Source organism: Curvibacter sp. GW821-FHT09D12, assembly GCF_059416245.1.
Window position 1 is genome coordinate 339,170 of sequence record NZ_JBWKOU010000004.1, and the last position, 16,844, is coordinate 356,013.

Here is a 16,844-nt window from a genome sequence, read left to right on the forward strand (position 1 = left end):
ACACCCGACCTTCTCATTACGAATCAGTGGGCTCGGTGTTTCATGCTAATTAACAAACCTTAACAGTCTCATATAAATCATAGTCTTAGGGGTAGAATTCGTTTAACGGGCTATCACTGAGTTTGCTCAAATTTGATAGCCGGTGCTAGCCCGATGCTAGCCGCATTCTGGATTCTTGAAGGCTATGAAATGGCAAAGATGAGGTTCACGAAAACTTCAGTCAGCACTATCCCAGCGCCAGCTGCTGGCAAGCGACTCACTGTCTATGACACTGAAGTGCCGAAATTGGCAGTTCGGATCACTCACACTGGCGCCAAGACGTTTTATGTCGTCAAGCGTGCGGACGCGTCGATGGTGTGGGTCAAGCTTGGTGTTTTTCCCGACATGACGGTCGAGCAGGCTCGGGCCGAGGCGCAAAGGGTTCTTGGAGAGTTCGCTACCGGAGCAAATCCGGCGGCCGTCAAGCGTGCCCTGAAAGCTGTACCAACTTTCAGCGAGGCACTCACGGAGTTCCTGGCCGGCAAGCGCAAGCGTGATGGGAGCCCCATCAGCCCCAAGACCAAGAAGGATTATCAAGACCTGCTGCGCTTGCACCTGGACGGCATCAAGGGCAAAAAGCTATCGGCTATCGAGCGCACTGAGGTGAAGGCCATTCACGCCAAGGTGAGCAAGAAGAGCCCGGCCCAGGCTGACAAGTGCGTGGCGCTGATCTCTGCGGTGTACGTCTACATGCTGGACGCGGAGGTCTTCGCCGGCCCCAATCCAGCCGGGCGCGTGAAGAAGAACCAGTCAGTGCAGCGCGATCGCTTCCTACAGGTCGACGAGTTGCCGGCCTTTTTCAAGGCGCTGGCGGACATGCCGAACGAGTCAATGCGCGATCTTTTCGTGCTGGCGCTGCTGACCGGGGCCCGCCGCTCCAATGTTTGCGCCATGGCCTGGTCTGACGTTGACCTTGAGGCCGGCATCTGGCGCATTGCCAAGACCAAGAACGGCACGCCCCAGAACGTTACGTTGAGCCCAGAGGCTGCGCAGGTGCTGAAGGCGCGGAAGGAGGGTGCGGGCTCATCTTCCTTTGTGTTCCCTGGCACCGGCAAGACGGGTCACATCGTTGAACCGAAAGGCGCGTGGGCCAAGCTGCTGGAGGCCGCTGGAATCGCCAATCTGCGCATCCATGACCTCCGGCGCACCCTTGGCAGTTGGCAAGCCCGCAGCGGCGCCAGCCTGCCGATCATTGGGAAGAGCCTGAATCACAAGACACATCAGGCGACGGCAATCTACGCCCGGCTGGATTTAGACCCTGTGCGTCAGTCTGTGAACATGGCCACAGCAGCGATTTTTGAAGCGGCCGGGCTGCATCCTAAGGTAGTACCCGAATGAGGCCCAGCGTGAAAGTCTTGCGCAAAGCGGACAGCGATGAACGTGACCGAGCACGTCACCTCGTTGAGTTGTACCGGGCTGCCCAACGTTCGGCTGATGGGTGTGTGTGCTTGAATCCAGATGCCGCTCCTGAAGCCCAGCACTTCCACCATGCGGATGACATTGAGTTCCTGTTGTCGCGGTTGGAAGATTTTGCAGAAACAGGGACCTTTGCTCCGAACGATGGCTGGGTCAAGGATTTCGTAGTCCGGACTGATGTGAACGCACGGATCAAGGCGGGTGCGAACAAGACAACTGCAGTCCGCGAGGCAGCACTTAAGTTCAATGTGTCTGATCGCGCCGTTTGGCGACTGATTGAGTGACTGCAAAAAGTCGGCGAACTTTGCAGTAGCGAGGATAACGACCTTAATTGACCATACCCCACATGCCGCAACGTTAACAGCGGCCAATGTGAGGTAACCATGACCATCGGTCAAATCATTCAAGCTTCAGCCAACCTGCTTGACGACAAAAGCGCTGCTGCCATTCTTGGTGTGACAACAGGAACACTTGCGGTATGGCGGAGCACTGGTCGATACGGGCTCCCTTTCGTCAAAGTGGGCCGGAACGTCCGGTATCGCCACTCGGATTTGGAGGCATGGCTGGAAGCGCGCATCCGCGCTTCGGGGGCCACTGCCTGAATCGAATAGCTAAATATCTCTGATATTCGCTAATTCGATCATCCAGCCCGAGCCAGTCCCGCAATGACCATTCGCCTTTCCTACGTGCCCACCATGGGCAACCTCAGCCACTACGCTGACGCCATTCATCGCCTTCGTATCTGCGACACCCGCAAAGTCCCCAAGGCCGCCATGCCGGCCATCACCAACGACATGCCCGAAGCGGGCGGCGGTGGCGCGTCTGCTGCGCCTGGAGAGCCTGCTGCGGGCCCTTCCGATGCTACGCCCCCCGACCCAGAGCCTGAGCCCCGACGACCGTCCTACCAGCCTCCCCTGACCACGTTTTCGGAGTTGCAGGAGCTGCTGCGGGTTGGCCTATGCACTGCACGCGCGGTGTCGCGCCAGGAGGATTTCCCAAAGCCCATCATCGTTGGACGGTCCAGGCGTTGGATCCGTGCCGAGATAGACCAGTGGATTGAGCAGCGTGCCGCCGCCAGAAAGGCGGGCGGACGATGAATGCCCAAATGAAAAGAGGCCCGCTGGCGGCAACCAGCAAGGCCTCTCAGGAAAAACAGCAGGAACGCGGTGATTTTCTCGCAAGTGGGGTGGATGGGCAAGCATCCGCTCCCGAGCCGTCAGTATTTGCCGAGTTCGGCTGGAAGTACATCGAACGCGGCATCAGCGTCGTGCCCATCGCTGCCGGCAGCAAGAAGCCGGGCCAGTGGTCCCAGGCCGATGGCTGGCGAGGCATGTCCGAATGGACACGCTTCGCCGATCGCATGCCCACCAGCATCGAGCTGGAGCACTGGGAACGCTGGCCCAACTCCGGCATCGGCGTTGTCTGCGGCAAGCTGTCGCGCATCGTGGCCCTGGACAAGGACTACGACCTGCCCGCCGGTGGCAATGACGCCCTGAACGCCATCATCCCCTACAGCCCCGTGGCCAAGAAAGGCGAGAAAGGCTGGACCAAGTTCTACCTCTACAACGGTGAGCCCTCCAAGTCATTCGACGTGGGCGGCCACCGGGTGCTGGACATCCTGTCCGATGGGCGCCAGACCGTGGTGCCCCCCACGGCTCACCCCAGCGGCTGCAACTACGTGTGGCTGTCCGAAGAGACCCTGGACAACATCCTCAGCATCGAGGAACTGCCCCGCCTGCCCGACGACTTCATCAGCCAGGTCGAGCGGGTGCTGGCCCCATACCAGACCGAAGAGGACCGCCAGTACCAGAAGCCGGCCCGTGGCCCCAAGGACACGCCCGACAGGATCTCTGGGGACCGCTCCATCCAAGAGCAGTATTTCCACGACCTGAACCAGCATGCCCTGGCGAACCTGGGCGCCTGGGTGCCCAAGATCGTGCCCACGGCCAAGCCACATGCCGAGGGATACCGCGCCATCGCCACCTGGCGGGGGGCCAAGAACCCGAACGTGGGCATCCATCCGGAAGGCATCATGGACTGGGGCGGCAACTACGGCATGACCCCCATCGACCTGGTGATGTATGCCAATGGGCTGACCTTCGCCAAGGCCACCGAATCGCTGCGCCTGTGCCTGCCCAGCATGGAGCCCGAGCCCATCACCATGACGGTGGGCGGCGTGGCCATCGGCGCAGCGCCTGGCCAGCCCACTCCTGCCCCCCAGCCGCCCATGCTGCCCTGGCTCAAGGCCAAGCCCCAATCGGTCGAGGCCCCGGCCCCCGTGATCCTGCCGGCCACTACCAGCTTCGACCCGGCCCCCGCCGTGCCCGCCTTCATCACTGGTGCCCCTGGCATCCTGGGCGACATCGCGCGCTGGATCACGGCCACGGCCCCCAGGGCCCAGCCCGAGCTGAGCCTGGCCGCGGCCATCGCCCTGTGCAGCGTGGTCATGGGTCGGTGCTACCGCAGCCAGTACGGCAACTTCACCAGCCTGTTCCTGATCATGATCGCCAAGTCTGGTGAGGGGAAAGAGCACCCCCAGGAATGCGTCGGTAAGGTTTTGACAGCTGCGGGCCTGCAGAAGCTGATCGGGGGCTCCGGCTACACCAGTCCTGGGGCAATTCACACGGCCCTGATGCGCAGCCCGGCTCACATCGCCACCATCGATGAGATGGGCAAGCTGCTGAAATCCAGCCGGGCCAAGGGCAATGCCCACGGCGAGGCGGCAATCGACAAGCTGCTTGAATGTTTCGGACGCCAGGACAGCGTGCTGCGCCCCCCCACCTACTCGAGCATGAGCGACCTGGCCAAGGCCAGCCAATCAACCGATCGCGTGGTGCACAACCCGGCCATCACCCTGCTGGGGGCCACCACGCCGGGCACCTTCTACGAGAACCTGACCACCGACCTGGTGCAAGACGGCTTCCTGGGCCGGTGCATCGTGGTGGAGAGCAAGCAGCCGCGCCAGGTTCCTATCTACCAACCCAAAACACACCCGCCCCAGAAGATCATCGACTGGTGCAAGGCCGTGCACGCCACCACCGTGGTGCAGGGCGATCTGGGCAAGCTGAGCCTGGCGGAGCAGGAAGCCACCACCATCGAGCTGCGTATCAGCGATGCTTGTATGACTTTGGTGGATGCCTTGAACCATGAGCTCGTCGTAAAGAAGGACAGCCTCAATGACCCCAGGTTGGACGTTGTTCTGAATCGCACTGCTGAAAAAGCCATGAAGCTGGCCATGATCGTGTGCAAGGCCGAGAACCCGGGCAACACCGAGGTGATGGCGCCGCATATGGCTTGGGCCATCAACTACGTGCGCCAGTACGACTACAAGCTGGTGGACGAGGTGGAGGCCAACGTCTCAGAAAACGAGTTCCAAAAAGAGGTGAAGAAGATTCTCAAATGGATCCGAGGTGTCAAAAGCTACAAGCCTGGTAGCAAGCAACTGCATCTGGAGGCCCACATGAAGGCCGGGATGATGCCGCACACCGTCTTGCTCAAACTCAGCCACATGAAGGCCCGCCAGTTCTCCGAGCTCATGGACACATTGGTGGAGACGAAGGCGGTGATCAAGTTGCAGGGCGAGCTGCTGCAGGGCGAGCTGGCCACGCAGGGCGCGCTGTACCAGATCCCTGAGGATTGACCCCGACGACTCGCACGGACTCGCAGCCTTCTTGCGAGTCCGGAATCTCAAGATTTTCTCATCATGAATTTAGGCTAACTGATTGATATGTAAGGGGAATTTTTATTTCAATTCATACCTCATGTTCAATTTGTTGTGATCGACTCGCAAACTCGCAGTCCACCCCAGATCAAATGTCTATTGCTTCGGCCATACCAACCACATGGACCCAGCAGCCGGAATTTGCGAGTTTGCGAGTCCTGCATAACTCATTGATTCACAAAGAACTTATCGACTCGCAAGCCAATTGTGAGTTGCGAGTCCAAAGCCGCTGTGCCTCATCACAACCCTCAATCTTTCTCGACAAAATGGGCTCAATACTTTCAGGCCGCCACGGCCTCCGGTCCCCCCGGCCGACGAATGAGCAGATCCCCTCCTGGCGCCTGCCGGTGTCATCAATCGGGAGTCCCGCGCCATGTGGCAGCGGCAGTCCTACATGCCCTTCCACCGGGTGGGGCAGGCTGGGGGCTACGCGGCCAAGCCGGGTGACTGGAGCGGCATCAAGGCGCTCACCGGGGGTACTGAGAACCTGCGCGACATCCTGGGCAACATGACCAGCAATGCGGCGCTACTGATCGAGAAGGCCATGAAGAACGAGGCCCGGCAGAAGATCGCAGCCCTGGCCGAGGGTGAGCGCGGTGCAGGCAAGTTCATGACCAAGATCCCCCCCGAGAGCCGGCCGGTGCGGCTTCAGAAAGAGGCCGTGCTGGACGGCATCCTCAAGGCCATGGGGATCGACAAGCACGACCCGGCCGCCTTCGATGTCATCGCTGATCTGGAGGCCCAGTTGGGTGCCGCGCCCGGCATGCTGGAATTCTTCATGGGCAACCAGGCGCCGGCCGGCAACAACGTCGTGGCGGTGCTGAACAACGGCAAACCGACCTTCTACGAGGTGGCAGACCCAGTGCTGTACCGTGCCATGTCTGCGCTCGATCGTCCTGTGCAAAGCTGGGTCGTGAAGCTGCTGGGCCTGCCCAAGCGCATCGGGCAGGCCTCGATCACGCTCACCCCTGACTTCATGATCGCCAACATCGCGCGCGACACCCTGATGGGCGGGGTGATGAGTCGGGCGGGCTTCCGGCCGGTGGTGGACAGCCTGCAGGGCATGCGCCTGCGGATGACCAACGATCCCATTTACAAGGACTTTTTGGCCAACGGTGGGGGCATGTCCTCGATCTATCTAGACTCAACCAAGTTGCGCACCAGCTTGGAGAAGTTCTACCGGAGCCAGGGCATCGATTACCTGACCGTGTTGGACGCACCCGAGAAGCTGCTGGGGATGGTCGAGAACATCGCCGATGCCTTCGAGACCAGCACCAGGCTGGGCGAATACCGCCGGGCTATTGAGGCCGGGCAGAACCCCCGGCATGCCGCCTACCTGGCGCGCGAGGTGTCGACCGACTTTGCCATGCGGGGCGACAGCCAGGCGCTCAACTTCCTCTACGACACGGTGATGTTCCTCAAGCCCGCCATGCTCTCCATGGATCGACTCTACCGTGGGCTGGCTCATGACCCTAACCGGGCCGGGATCGCTGCAAAGGCGGGGGTCATGGCGCTGTTTTCGATGGGCCTCTACCTGCTCAACCGCTCCGATCCCCGGTACCAGGATCTGCCCGACTGGGACCGTGACAGCCATTGGCATTTCTTCGTCGGTGACCAGCATTTTCGGTTCCCCAAGACCTGGGAGATCGGCGCCATGGCTTCGGTGGCAGAGCGGGCCGTGGAGAAGACCCTGACCGGCGACCCGCTCGGCTTCGGCAAAGACCTGGTACGGGTCATTGGGCAGACGTTCAGCCTGAACCTGATGCCCCAGATCATCGCCCCGGTGGTCGAGCAGTACGCCAACAAGAACAGCTTCACGGGCGCCCCCATCGAGACGCCAGGCATGGAGAACGAGCAGCCTTTCATGCGTGCCAAGCCCAGCACCAGCGAAGCGCTCAAGGCGGCGGGCATGGCCACTCGCAACCTGCCCGAGGCTCTGCAGGTCAACCCAGTGCGGACAGAGGCCCTGCTGCGGGGCTACCTCAACACCTGGGCGGTGTACGGGCTGATGCTGGCCGATGAGGCCATGCCCGGGGCCGACAAGCCGGCCATGCGCGCGGATCAAATGCCGGTGTTGCGCCGCTTCGTTGCTCAGGAGCCGGCCAAGACCACCCGGTACGAGACCGAGTTCTACGACATGCTGGGTGAGGCCAAACGACTGCGCGGCACGATGCGTGGCCTGGACAAAATGGGGCACCAGGACCTGGCCGACGAGAAGGAAAGGGAGCCCCTGGCTACCGAGTTTTCACCGCTGACCCGGGCCAGCGAGAACCTCAGGGGCATCAACGCCGAGATGCGCGATGTTCGCCGGGACGGCAAGCTGAACGCAGATCAGAAGCGGGAAAAGCTGGATGCCTTGATGGCGGCCAGAAACACCCTGCTCAAGGCCGCCGTGCGGGATTCCAAGGCAGCACAGGCCAAGGCGGCAACTCCAGCCCACTGACAGGCCGTCACCACCCCGGCCGGCCTTTGCGCCGCTTGCGCCGGGGCGGTGGGGCTGGCAAGTCCTGGCCAGTCGGCATTCCATGCATGCGCTGGCGGGTCTGGTGTTCGATCTGCTGGATTGCGAATGCCATCACATCCCGATACAGCATCACGTAGGCACGCCCGATCTTCGCCGCGGGCAGCGTACCGGCGGTAATCAGCCGACAAACGGAGTTCGGATGAATGCAAAGTAGCTCAGCCGCTTCGGGCACGCTCACTGTCGATCCTTCGGGCTTCATGTTTTGCACTCCATTTATTTGCTCCATATATTATCAAAATCCAATATTGAGAAAATCTCGATTTCTCATTGAGTAATGCTCAGTATTCACGTGGATATTGATTAATTCTCGATTTGAATCGTTTTTCGCTAAAATATCTTGTTTTTGATTTAATATTCTCTTCGGTGCTCGAAACACCATAAATCAGCGCCTCACTCCGGCGTCAATGGAGTTACCATCACCAGTTTTCGGGGGTTGGGATGCGCTTTGCCGGAAGGCGGGCGGCATGGGCTGATTTCCATGTTTCGAACATCCCAATCCCCACCCCTTGTCCGTCGAAAGTTCAGAGGGTGGGTTTCCAACTCAATCAGGAGCTGAACCCATGACCACAGTAATCGTCACCCACTCAACGCCCAGCGCGCCCGATCCGATCCAGATCCATGCCAGGGCAGTCAACAGCCTGGCACTGGCTCTGCACTACCTCCGCCAACCCGCTACCGATTTGAGCGGTGCTAGCCGCAAGGCAAGTCAGGCGCTGGCTGCCTTGAATCTGCTGCACACGACTCAAGGGAGGGCATGAACCATGGCAAATACTCTGATTGGCTCGTCCTCGGCCGACACGCTGAACAACGTCGAAGCGGTGCTGGCGTTGCTGGAGGTATCCGCCGACCACCTGGCTACCCAGGCGCTGTGTGAGGAAGCTGCGACAGGTCTGACGCTGGTGCTCGGGCTTTTGGGCGGCGCGGTGGCTTCAGCCAGGGATGCGATCCCGGAGTAACGCCAGGCATTGCACGCACCGTCGAGCCCGGGTTCTCCCGGGCTTTTTTGTGATCGAATTGAATCGGCCTGCTGAGAATCGCAGGCATGAAATCAGAAACCCCACCCATCCCTTACTACCAGGATCCACGGCAGCGCCTGTTTCCTTCTTTGCTATTTGGCAGCCCAGTGGATGCATTACCAACTGTCTTGCAGCAGAATTGGCGACCTGGCGGGTTCACCCTCGTAGAGGCCGGCCTCTTTTGTGGTGTTGCCTTGTATCGGATCTTGAAGGCCCCCCTTGATGCCAATGAGAAACTTGCACTGATGCGTCAGCTTCGTGGCGCATCGCCCACCGTGTTCAAGGTTCCGCATATCAATGGCTTCACATTCCAGCCAATTTTCAGACGGGGTTCAGAGCGTTCGTTTGTTGCTTGGGAAACTGAAGATCACATTCTGATTCATGTCCGAGAGAGCCAGTTTCTGCGCTTGCGCGATCTCGCCAGGTACAACGTGACAGGCGATCTGGAGGTATTGCTTGGTGATCTGAACTTGGCCAAGTTTGGTATTCATTGGCTCGATCAGGTATACCTTCCGAGCGGTGGCTAAAAGCACCATCGCGGCGGCAGTGTTGAACCCAGCTACATGCTGGGTTTTTTGTTTTGACCGGCTACCATAGCGGGATAAATCCAAAAATCAGTATGCCGCGAAGGCAGGGAGGAATATGAAAAATTGGACACTTGTGGCATTGCTGGCCCTCACCGGTTGCCAGACCATGCAGAACACACCGCCGCAGGCTCAGCCTCGAGCAGTCAACCCATCACTGGCCTGTTACGCCACCTTTGACACGAACCCCAGGTTTGCCCCTCTTCTTCCGCGCCTTGGATCCCTCTCGCGCAGCGACAAGGCCACGATCGAGATGATGGCCAGCAAGGACCTACCGACAGCGGAAGAAAAGGAGGCCTTGCGCCAATGGGGGTTTGCCCGGCAGCTCTGCGCGCAGTCGGGCGAGAAGTTCATGGCCGCGGCCCCCCAGTGGGCACAAAACGCGGTGGCGAACGCGAACGCCGGCCTGCTGCTCGCCATCGCCAAGCTCTATGGGGGCGACTTCAATTACGGGCAGTTCATTGCCGAGCGGACCCGGTTGAGTCAGGAGGCCCGGGCCGCAGCTGAGGTGGCTCAGCGACAGGACGCACAGCAGAACATTGCCGCCCAGCGCCTGGCGGAGGAGCGCCGGCGCAATGCCCAGGCTGAGACCGATCGTGCCTTGCAGATGCTGCAGCCAGCCCAGCCCACGGCTCCGGTCAATTGCACGTCGCAGAATTTGGGCGGGGTGATCCAAACCAACTGCAGGTGATGATCGGCCAAGTGCAGGATTCACTCCCTTGGCGATCTAGCCGGGGGCGGCCGCTGGTGGTCGCCCCCAGGGCGGAGCGGCCTACCTGGCTCACTCCTCAGTCACGTAGATGGCCATGCCGCTGGCTTGCTTACCGGTTCTGTTGGTCGAACTCCCCCAGGCCATGGCAGCGCCCTTGCGCCCCAATGGCTGGGCGACGGCAAGCCCGGCCGCCCCCAAGGCAAGATCGCCCACGTTGTCCAGCAAGATCCCATTGGCGCCCACCCTCGCAGCTTCCGCCTTGAGCTTGGCGATCGAGATGTTCATCAGTTCCTGCTTGGACATGAAGTCGTGCGCCGCATCGGCAGAGACCAAGGCGACATCCTCATACTTGGCCGGGGGTTTGGTGTAGAGCTTCACCTGCTCTGGTGTGGTGGCTGGCCGCACCTGGCCAACGACAACCGATGTTTCATTCGTGATTGCGCACCCTGCCAGCACGACGGCCGACAGCAGACATGCCAAAGCCTTTTTCATGGCGTTCCTCCCTGTTGTTGATGTCGGCATTATGGGCAAAGGTGGATGGCGCTGGGGGGATCTGCCTCAGGCTCTGGGTGGTGTCCGCAGGCCCAGGGCCTGCCATCGCAACGCCGGCCCATCGGCTGACCTTGCTTCACCTCCTTGAGCAATCCCGCAAGGGGTCGCCCGGTCTCACTCGCCCCACTTCAGGTACAGCCAGACACACAAGGCCACCCCCACCGCCCAGAGCATCCACGTTTCTGTGACCGCATAGGGGTAGAGCATCAGGCCCAGGCCGGTCCATGTCACAGCGGGCCGGGTGGTTCGCCGGCCGTGCCGCCAGGCCACCATGCCCACCAAACCGAACAGCACGGCGCCGATGATGTAGGCCACGCTGGGCAGTTCGATGCCGAGTTGGGAGAGTTGGTCCGTGGGGGGGGTTCCTTGCCAGGTTGGGGGTCCAGCAACTGGCTTTTTGGAGCTGCGCCTTAACGCTGTTTAACGAAAACTGCTAGCCCAGTGCTAGCCGAAACAAAAAACCCAGCACGAGGCTGGGTTCCTTGCTGCTTTGTAACTCGTTGAATTACAAAGACTTTTTGATGGTGCCGGAGAGATGAATCGAACACCCGACCTTCTCATTACGAATGATTGGATGATGGTGTTTGGTGGTGTTGATCGGTGTTGGTAGAATCAATATAAATCAACACATTACATCGGATATTGGCTTCTTTGGTGTTGATGCTTGTTCGGTTCTTTTTGGAATTCCGTCTTACATCCGCCCTTACATCCTGTTGATGTAAGGCATCAAGGAGCATCGTGGCCAAGGTCCCTTTCACTGCAGCTCGTATTGCTGGGTTCAAGTGCCCCGAAGGCAAAGCGCAGGCGTTCATGTGGGATGCCAGTTCTCCAGGCCTTGGGCTCCGTGTCACACCAGCCGGCAAGCCTGCCTACGTCTTTCAAGGTGAGTTCAACGGCAAGTCGGTGCGCGTGACCATTGGTGGCACCGATGCATGGTCCATCAGTCTGGCCCAGGCCAAAGCCCGGGAGTATCAGCGGATGATCGATGAGGGCCGAGATCCGCGTGCGCCGAAGCGGGAAGCCCTGGCGAGGGAGGCCGAGCAGGCAGCCGAGCATGCCGCCCAGATCGAGGCGGAAAGGGTTGCCGCCATTGCGGTCGGGGATGTTTGGCCGATCTACCTTGAACAGGGGCGCCCGAAGCGCCGTGAAGCCTGGAAGCCCCGATACCGCGCCGACCTTGTGGCCATGGCCTCCCCAGGTGGTGAGCCCAAGAAGCGAGGGCAGGGCGTTACCCGGCCTGGGCCGCTGTTTCCTCTGATGGCGCTGCCGCTGGCCTCGATTGACGAGGACGTGCTGAAGGTCTGGTTTGATCAGGAAGCCAAAGCGGGCCGGCATCAGGCCACCAGGGCCTTGATGATGTTCCGGGGCTTCCTGCGCTGGTGCTCAGGCCGGCCTGAATATCGAAGCCTCACTGATCGCGACGCCGGCCGGGCGGCTGCCATCCTTGAGGATCTGCCCACCAACACCCGCCGCACCGATGTGCTGGAGTCGGCGCAGATGCGTGGATGGTGGGCAGAGGCTTCGCAACTGCCGAACCGCACCGCTGGCCTGTACCTGCAGGCATTGCTGCTGACAGGGGCTCGTCGGGAAGAACTGGCAGCCCTCACCTGGGCGAACGTGGACTTTCAATGGCGCAAGTTGACCCTGGCCGACAAGGTGGGCACTACCCGCACCATTCCACTCACCCCCTACCTGGCGCAGCTGCTGGCGACTCTGCCCCGCGCCAATGACTTCGTGTTTGCGAGTACCGGCAAGACGGGCCGCATTGTGGATGTGCGCTCCAGCCATGAGCGGGTGTTGCGGAGCGTGGGCATCGAACACTTGACCTTCCACGGCTTGCGCCGGGCGTACAAGCAGCGCGGCCGTAGCGTGGTGCCGCATGGTGCCGTCGATCAGATCCAGGGGCACCGGCCATCTGGCACCGCGGACGGTTATGCCATCCTGCCGATTGACGACCTGCGACCCTTTGCGGAGCGCATAGAGGCGCACATTCTGGAACTCGCCGGGGTTCAGTTCGATGCCACCTTGCAGCCAGGGAAATTGCAGGCTGTGGCTTGAAAGTATTCTTTAAGATACCATCATGGAAATTCGAATCTACACGGATGGTCAGGGGCACGCACCGTTTGAGTATTGGCTGGCTGCTCTCCCTGACCGGCTGGCCAGGGCCAAGATCCGTGCCAGGGTGGCCCGGGTAGAGGCGGGGAATTTCGGCGATTGCAAACCACTTCGGGACGGCGTTCAAGAACTGCGCATTGATCATGGGCCTGGATACCGGGTCTATCTGAGTCGGCAGGGCCCCGTGCTCGTGCTGCTGCTTTGTGGCAGTGACAAGAGCGACCAGGAGCGTGCAATCAGCCAGGCCATTGGGTATTTGGACGACTGGAAACAAAGGGGAAAGCCATGAACGCACCGCGCGACAAAAGCTACGAGGCTTCACTGCTTGAGGCCCTGAAGGACCCGGCAGAGGCTGCCGCCTACATTGAGGCCGTCATGGAAGATGACGCGCCTGGTGCGCTGCTGCTGGCGCTTCGGCAGGTTGCCAAGGCCCACGGCATGGCCGAGGTGGCCCGTCGTGCCGATCTGGGCGACAAGACCTTGTTCAAGGCGCTGAGTGAAAACGGGAACCCAACCATCGAGACCGTGAGCAAGGTGCTCCACGCAGTGGGCCTGCGCCTGAGCGTGGCGCCAGTTGGTTCAGAAGTCGCCCATGCTTGATGGACTCGCAGTGCCCATGGCCCACATGTTCAACCCCCCACACCCAGGTCTGACCCTGCGCGATGACGTTTTGCCCGCCCTGGGTCTCAGCGTCACCGAGGCCGCCCAGCAGTTGGATGTGTCGCGCGTGGCCTTGTCCCGTGTGCTGAATGGCCGTGCCGCCATCTCACCGGAAATGGCGCTGCGCCTTCAGGCTTGGCTGGGTGTTGAGCGTGGTGGCGATGCGAGGGTGTGGTTGGCCGAGCAGAGCGCTTATGACGTTTGGCAGGTGGCGCAGCGGTTCAAGAAGGCGCCGCTGCACGTTCAACCAGCGCCGGCCGCGCCTGAGGCTGCACACGTCTGATTGGTTTGCCCCAGCTAGGCCCGCGAACCGAAAAGCGGAGAACCCTACCCGCCTGCTGGGGCTGCTTCTTTGGGGCGCACCGAGGGGGTGCCATGAAATTGACTTTGATGATCGCCGGCCGTGAGGCGGTCCCTGTGCGGGCCATTCCGTTCTTGAGTCATTGGACCATGAGTCCCGATGAGGTGGCCCGTGCACTGGCTCGGAATGAGGGGTTTGAAAATTTCGCCGACCTAGTTGCCTACCGGCTTGAGTCAGGGGGGCCGCGGGAAATTGCAGAGGCGTTTTGGGAAAATTCTGTCGTCTGCAAGATTGAAGATCTTGAGGATCAGAATCTCGAGCGTCAACAATGGCGCCAAGAGTCGATCGTTGCACTTCCGGCCGGGGCATTTGTATGGCGCGACGATCTGGCCCGTTGTTACCTTGCTGAGTTCGGATGGAACGATGCTGGCGAGCAGGCAGAACCTGAGTGCGCCCTAGACTTCGACCCGATGATTCCTCCGGAGTTCGAATCACTGGCGGTGGAGTGGTTCGGCCGATATCTTTCCGCGTTGGAGGAGTCGACCAATGTCGGGGAGGCCGTGAGACCTCAAGAGCCTTTGCAGTCATGTCATCAACCTGCTTGGTCGATCCACAAGCCCCAGCGCTACCACGGGTACACCAGACCTTTGTATCAATTGCTTTCCGATGCGCATCGTCTGGGCACATCACTGCCAAAGGCGAGGGATGTGATTGATGCATGGCTAGCTCAGACGCCCCCAGAAATAGCGAAGGTCTTGCCTGACGGGATCGATTACTACGATAGCAATGGCAACACGGAACACGCAAGCATCCGGAGCATCAGCAGTGCAATTAGTCGGATGACTGCGAATCGGTAGGCATCACGTAGTTCTGTTTAGGCCTCGATAGGGCCTCGATAGCTCTGATACGGCCACGACAAGGCCGGCAAGCTAGGGAGAATTGGCCTGCTGAAAAAACATCGCTGCACCTCAACACTCTGAGATGCAGGCCGATGAAACCAAACACCATCTTTCCCACGTTGGAGCAGGTCACGACACCTGCGCTCACTACCTCGCAGGCCGCCTACTACTTGAACCGGCGCCCTCAAACCCTGCGTGGTTGGGCGTGCTTGGAAAACGGTCCCGTCCGGCCTATTCGTGTGCACGGCCGGCTGGCCTGGCCAACCGCCGAGATCAAGGAACTCGTGGGGGTGGCATGAGCACCCCCGACCAAACCAAACTGCTGGCCTTGCGCGATCGCCGGCACGAGCTGCTGGCCCAGGTGGCGGGCATCGAGATCGAGCTCGCCATGCTGCAGGGCGACCGCCCGGCCGCCTGTGAGGCGCAAATCAAGATGTTCGCCGAGGTGGCCGCCCGCCACACACTGCGTGGCCTGGGCCCGATCGGGGGCCAGTGATGGCCCGGATCAGAACCATCAAACCGGAGTTCTTCTCTTCCGAGGACATCGTGAGCCTCTCCCCACTGGCTCGAATCCTCTACGTGGCTCTGTGGTGCGAGGCCGATCGAGAAGGCCGCCTGGTGTGGAAGCCTGCTACGTTCAAGCTTCGCTACGCCAAAAGCGACGAGAACGCCAAGGAAGACATCAAACCTGTGGATGGCAACCAGGCCCTGCAGGCCATCCGCAAGATCCCGATCTCCAAGTGGTCCTACAAGCCAGGCGAGGGCGATGCCGGCGAACACGTGGGGCCCATGGCCCAGGATGTCCAGGCCGAGGTGGGCGACCAGGTGGCCCCGGGCGGCAAGGCCATCGATCTGATCTCGATGAACGGTATTGCCATGGCGGCCATCAAGGCCCTGGACAAGAAGGTAAGCAGCATCGTCGTACGCCGCGGCACGAAAGGTATCTGATGGCCAACAACTCACTCGTTTCTTTCATCGCTGGCTTTGGTACCGGCTACATGAACCAAGAGGAAAAAAAGGCAAACCGCGAGCGCCAGGACAAGATGGATCAGATCGTGCTCGATCGCGCGGCGCGCGACAAGGCCGACGCCGACAGGCAGGATGCAGAGCGCGCACAGATCTCCGCAGCTGCTGCGCCCACGGCCGTGACCGGTGCGGCACCCCAGGTGCAGTTCGGCCAGGATCAGCCTGTTCAGTACGACGACGCCAGCGCCGCCGGCAGTGATGCGCGCCAAGCTGCCCGCATGGGCATCCAAACCACAGTCACCCCCACCCGCTGGGCTGCTGGTGGTCAGACCTTTGGGTCTGAAGCCGAGGCGGCAGGGGCCGCCCAGAAGTTCAACACCCCCGAGGCGGCAAACACCCGCATCGGTGCCGTGCTGCGCGGCATCAATCCTGAGCGTGGTGCGGCCTTCGAGCGGGCGAATCAGCAGGTGAAGCTCGGCGCCATGCAGATCCAGCGGACTGAACAGCAAGAGGCTGACGACAAGTTCAATCGCTCGATGCTGGAGAACTTTCAGCGGCTTGGCCCTTGGCAAGGTGCGGCACGAATGCTCTCCGAGACCGGTGCCGGTGGGCTTGCCGGTGCGACTGTGCGGCCGGTGGTGTCCCCTGACGGCAAGACGGTCAAGTTCATGTCGACCAAGGACGGCGAAGAAAGCGACATGGGCCTGACCTACGAAAACAGCCCCGCTGGCGTGCAACGGCTGCTGTACGACTCGAGCCAGTTGGATCCACGGACCAAGCTCGAATGGTTGCGTGACCTCAACAAGCGGGAGGAAGACGCCAAATTCAAAGGCCGGGAGATGGCTGTGCACGAGCGTCAGCAGTCTGAGACTGAGCGCCATCACCGCGCGCTTGAAAGCCTCAGTGGTGAGCGTGTGGCCAATTCCGCAGCGCGTATCAGCCTGCCGCGTCCCCTCACGCTTGCGCAGGAGCGCAGCAACGCCGAGATCGACGCGGCCCGCCAGCAGATTGAAGGACTCAACCCTGCTGAGATTCGCCGTCGGACGTCCAAGGCCACGAACACCGGCCGAGAGAACCCCGACTACGACCCAGGTCTGGCTCGCGCCGCGGCCCTGGCCCGCCGCCGCAAGGTGGGGGAAGACGACGCGTTCAACGCGCCGGCGCCACGCGCGGAGGCGCCATCGCAGACCAGCGGGCAGCAACAGGCTCAGGCGCTTTTCGATGCTGACCCAGCACTCAAGGCGAAGGGGTATCGATTGGGCAAGGCTCAAGGTACCGGCTTTGAGGTCTTGGATGGCACTGGCAAGGTCGTCGGTCGCTTTGGGCCAAAGGAGTGAAC

Annotated in this window: 21 protein-coding genes; 18 read left to right on the forward strand and 3 right to left on the reverse strand. The window is 60.9% G+C overall.

The genetic code is table 11. The features are described 5' to 3' along the window. The first annotated feature begins 153 nt into the window (after window positions 1-153). The 6 genes from AC07PT_RS08700 to AC07PT_RS08725 all read left to right on the forward strand — a co-directional run bounded on the left by AC07PT_RS08700 (window position 154) and on the right by AC07PT_RS08725 (window position 7,619). A complete protein-coding gene (locus tag AC07PT_RS08700) occupies window positions 154-1,377 on the forward strand; it encodes a tyrosine-type recombinase/integrase (RefSeq protein ID WP_494656432.1) in 1,224 nt (407 codons plus the stop codon). 8 nt (window positions 1,378-1,385) lie between these two features. Continuing rightward, a complete protein-coding gene (locus AC07PT_RS08705) occupies window positions 1,386-1,739 on the forward strand; it encodes a hypothetical protein (RefSeq protein WP_494656433.1) in 354 nt (117 codons plus the stop codon). Between the two features lie 99 nt (window positions 1,740-1,838). After that, window positions 1,839-2,057: a helix-turn-helix domain-containing protein gene (locus AC07PT_RS08710; protein ID WP_494656434.1), complete on the forward strand. Its 219-nt coding sequence runs from the start codon at window positions 1,839-1,841 to the stop codon at window positions 2,055-2,057. A 63-nt stretch (window positions 2,058-2,120) separates the two neighbouring features. Next, a complete protein-coding gene (locus AC07PT_RS08715; RefSeq protein WP_494656435.1) occupies window positions 2,121-2,552 on the forward strand; it encodes a helix-turn-helix transcriptional regulator in 432 nt (143 codons plus the stop codon). Window positions 2,553-2,560: 8 nt separating this feature from the next. After that, complete coding sequence (locus AC07PT_RS08720) at window positions 2,561-5,095, forward strand: bifunctional DNA primase/polymerase (RefSeq protein ID WP_494656436.1); 2,535 nt, start codon at window positions 2,561-2,563, stop codon at window positions 5,093-5,095. A gap of 454 nt (window positions 5,096-5,549) precedes the next feature. Continuing rightward, window positions 5,550-7,619, forward strand: a complete 2,070-nt coding sequence (locus AC07PT_RS08725; RefSeq protein ID WP_494656437.1) for an LPD38 domain-containing protein — start codon at window positions 5,550-5,552, stop codon at window positions 7,617-7,619. A 7-nt stretch (window positions 7,620-7,626) separates the two neighbouring features. Here the strand turns inward: AC07PT_RS08725 and AC07PT_RS08730 are convergent, their stop codons facing one another. Then, window positions 7,627-7,899, reverse strand: a complete 273-nt coding sequence (locus AC07PT_RS08730) for a helix-turn-helix domain-containing protein (RefSeq protein WP_494656438.1) — start codon at window positions 7,897-7,899, stop codon at window positions 7,627-7,629. Window positions 7,900-8,260: 361 nt separating this feature from the next. On the opposite strand from AC07PT_RS08730, the gene AC07PT_RS08735 reads away from it, so the two are divergent. The 4 genes from AC07PT_RS08735 to AC07PT_RS08750 all read left to right on the forward strand — a co-directional run bounded on the left by AC07PT_RS08735 (window position 8,261) and on the right by AC07PT_RS08750 (window position 9,991). Beyond that, a complete protein-coding gene (locus tag AC07PT_RS08735) occupies window positions 8,261-8,458 on the forward strand; it encodes a hypothetical protein (protein ID WP_494656439.1) in 198 nt (65 codons plus the stop codon). 3 nt (window positions 8,459-8,461) lie between these two features. Further along, a complete protein-coding gene (locus tag AC07PT_RS08740; RefSeq protein WP_494656440.1) occupies window positions 8,462-8,656 on the forward strand; it encodes a hypothetical protein in 195 nt (64 codons plus the stop codon). An 86-nt stretch (window positions 8,657-8,742) separates the two neighbouring features. Then, entirely contained in the window at window positions 8,743-9,243 is a 501-nt protein-coding gene (locus AC07PT_RS08745) for a hypothetical protein (protein WP_494656441.1), read from the forward strand. 313 nt (window positions 9,244-9,556) lie between these two features. Continuing rightward, a complete protein-coding gene (locus AC07PT_RS08750; RefSeq protein WP_494656442.1) occupies window positions 9,557-9,991 on the forward strand; it encodes a hypothetical protein in 435 nt (144 codons plus the stop codon). 90 nt (window positions 9,992-10,081) lie between these two features. Here AC07PT_RS08750 and AC07PT_RS08755 read toward each other — a convergent pair whose 3' ends face one another. Together AC07PT_RS08755 and AC07PT_RS08760 are read right to left on the reverse strand one after the other, a co-directional pair. Beyond that, window positions 10,082-10,504: a hypothetical protein gene (locus AC07PT_RS08755; RefSeq protein ID WP_494656443.1), complete on the reverse strand. Its 423-nt coding sequence runs from the start codon at window positions 10,502-10,504 to the stop codon at window positions 10,082-10,084. Window positions 10,505-10,678: 174 nt separating this feature from the next. After that, window positions 10,679-10,879 carry a hypothetical protein gene (locus tag AC07PT_RS08760; protein ID WP_494656444.1) on the reverse strand — a complete coding sequence of 67 codons (201 nt, stop codon included), beginning with the start codon at window positions 10,877-10,879 and terminating at the stop codon, window positions 10,679-10,681. Between the two features lie 423 nt (window positions 10,880-11,302). Here AC07PT_RS08760 and AC07PT_RS08765 point away from each other — a divergent pair, with 423 nt between their 5' ends. The 8 genes from AC07PT_RS08765 to AC07PT_RS08800 all read left to right on the forward strand — a co-directional run bounded on the left by AC07PT_RS08765 (window position 11,303) and on the right by AC07PT_RS08800 (window position 16,842). Then, entirely contained in the window at window positions 11,303-12,622 is a 1,320-nt protein-coding gene (locus tag AC07PT_RS08765; RefSeq protein ID WP_494656446.1) for a tyrosine-type recombinase/integrase, read from the forward strand. Between the two features lie 22 nt (window positions 12,623-12,644). Beyond that, on the forward strand, window positions 12,645-12,968 hold the full coding sequence (locus tag AC07PT_RS08770; RefSeq protein ID WP_494656447.1) for a type II toxin-antitoxin system RelE/ParE family toxin: 324 nt from the start codon (window positions 12,645-12,647) through the stop codon (window positions 12,966-12,968). After that, window positions 12,965-13,279 carry an addiction module antidote protein gene (locus AC07PT_RS08775; RefSeq protein WP_494656448.1) on the forward strand — a complete coding sequence of 105 codons (315 nt, stop codon included), beginning with the start codon at window positions 12,965-12,967 and terminating at the stop codon, window positions 13,277-13,279. Before AC07PT_RS08770 ends, AC07PT_RS08775 begins: the two co-directional genes overlap by 4 nt. Before the next feature lie 16 nt (window positions 13,280-13,295). Next, window positions 13,296-13,622: a HigA family addiction module antitoxin gene (locus AC07PT_RS08780; RefSeq protein WP_494656525.1), complete on the forward strand. Its 327-nt coding sequence runs from the start codon at window positions 13,296-13,298 to the stop codon at window positions 13,620-13,622. 92 nt (window positions 13,623-13,714) lie between these two features. Further along, the gene (locus tag AC07PT_RS08785; RefSeq protein WP_494656449.1) at window positions 13,715-14,497 is read left to right on the forward strand and encodes a hypothetical protein; all 783 of its coding nucleotides are present in this window, start codon (window positions 13,715-13,717) and stop codon (window positions 14,495-14,497) included. 337 nt (window positions 14,498-14,834) lie between these two features. Next, window positions 14,835-15,035: a hypothetical protein gene (locus tag AC07PT_RS08790; protein ID WP_494656450.1), complete on the forward strand. Its 201-nt coding sequence runs from the start codon at window positions 14,835-14,837 to the stop codon at window positions 15,033-15,035. A gap of 50 nt (window positions 15,036-15,085) precedes the next feature. Beyond that, on the forward strand, window positions 15,086-15,487 hold the full coding sequence (locus AC07PT_RS08795) for a tail fiber domain-containing protein (protein ID WP_494656451.1): 402 nt from the start codon (window positions 15,086-15,088) through the stop codon (window positions 15,485-15,487). Continuing rightward, window positions 15,487-16,842 carry a hypothetical protein gene (locus tag AC07PT_RS08800; protein WP_494656452.1) on the forward strand — a complete coding sequence of 452 codons (1,356 nt, stop codon included), beginning with the start codon at window positions 15,487-15,489 and terminating at the stop codon, window positions 16,840-16,842. Before AC07PT_RS08795 ends, AC07PT_RS08800 begins: the two co-directional genes overlap by 1 nt. The last annotated feature ends 2 nt before the right edge of the window (window positions 16,843-16,844 follow it).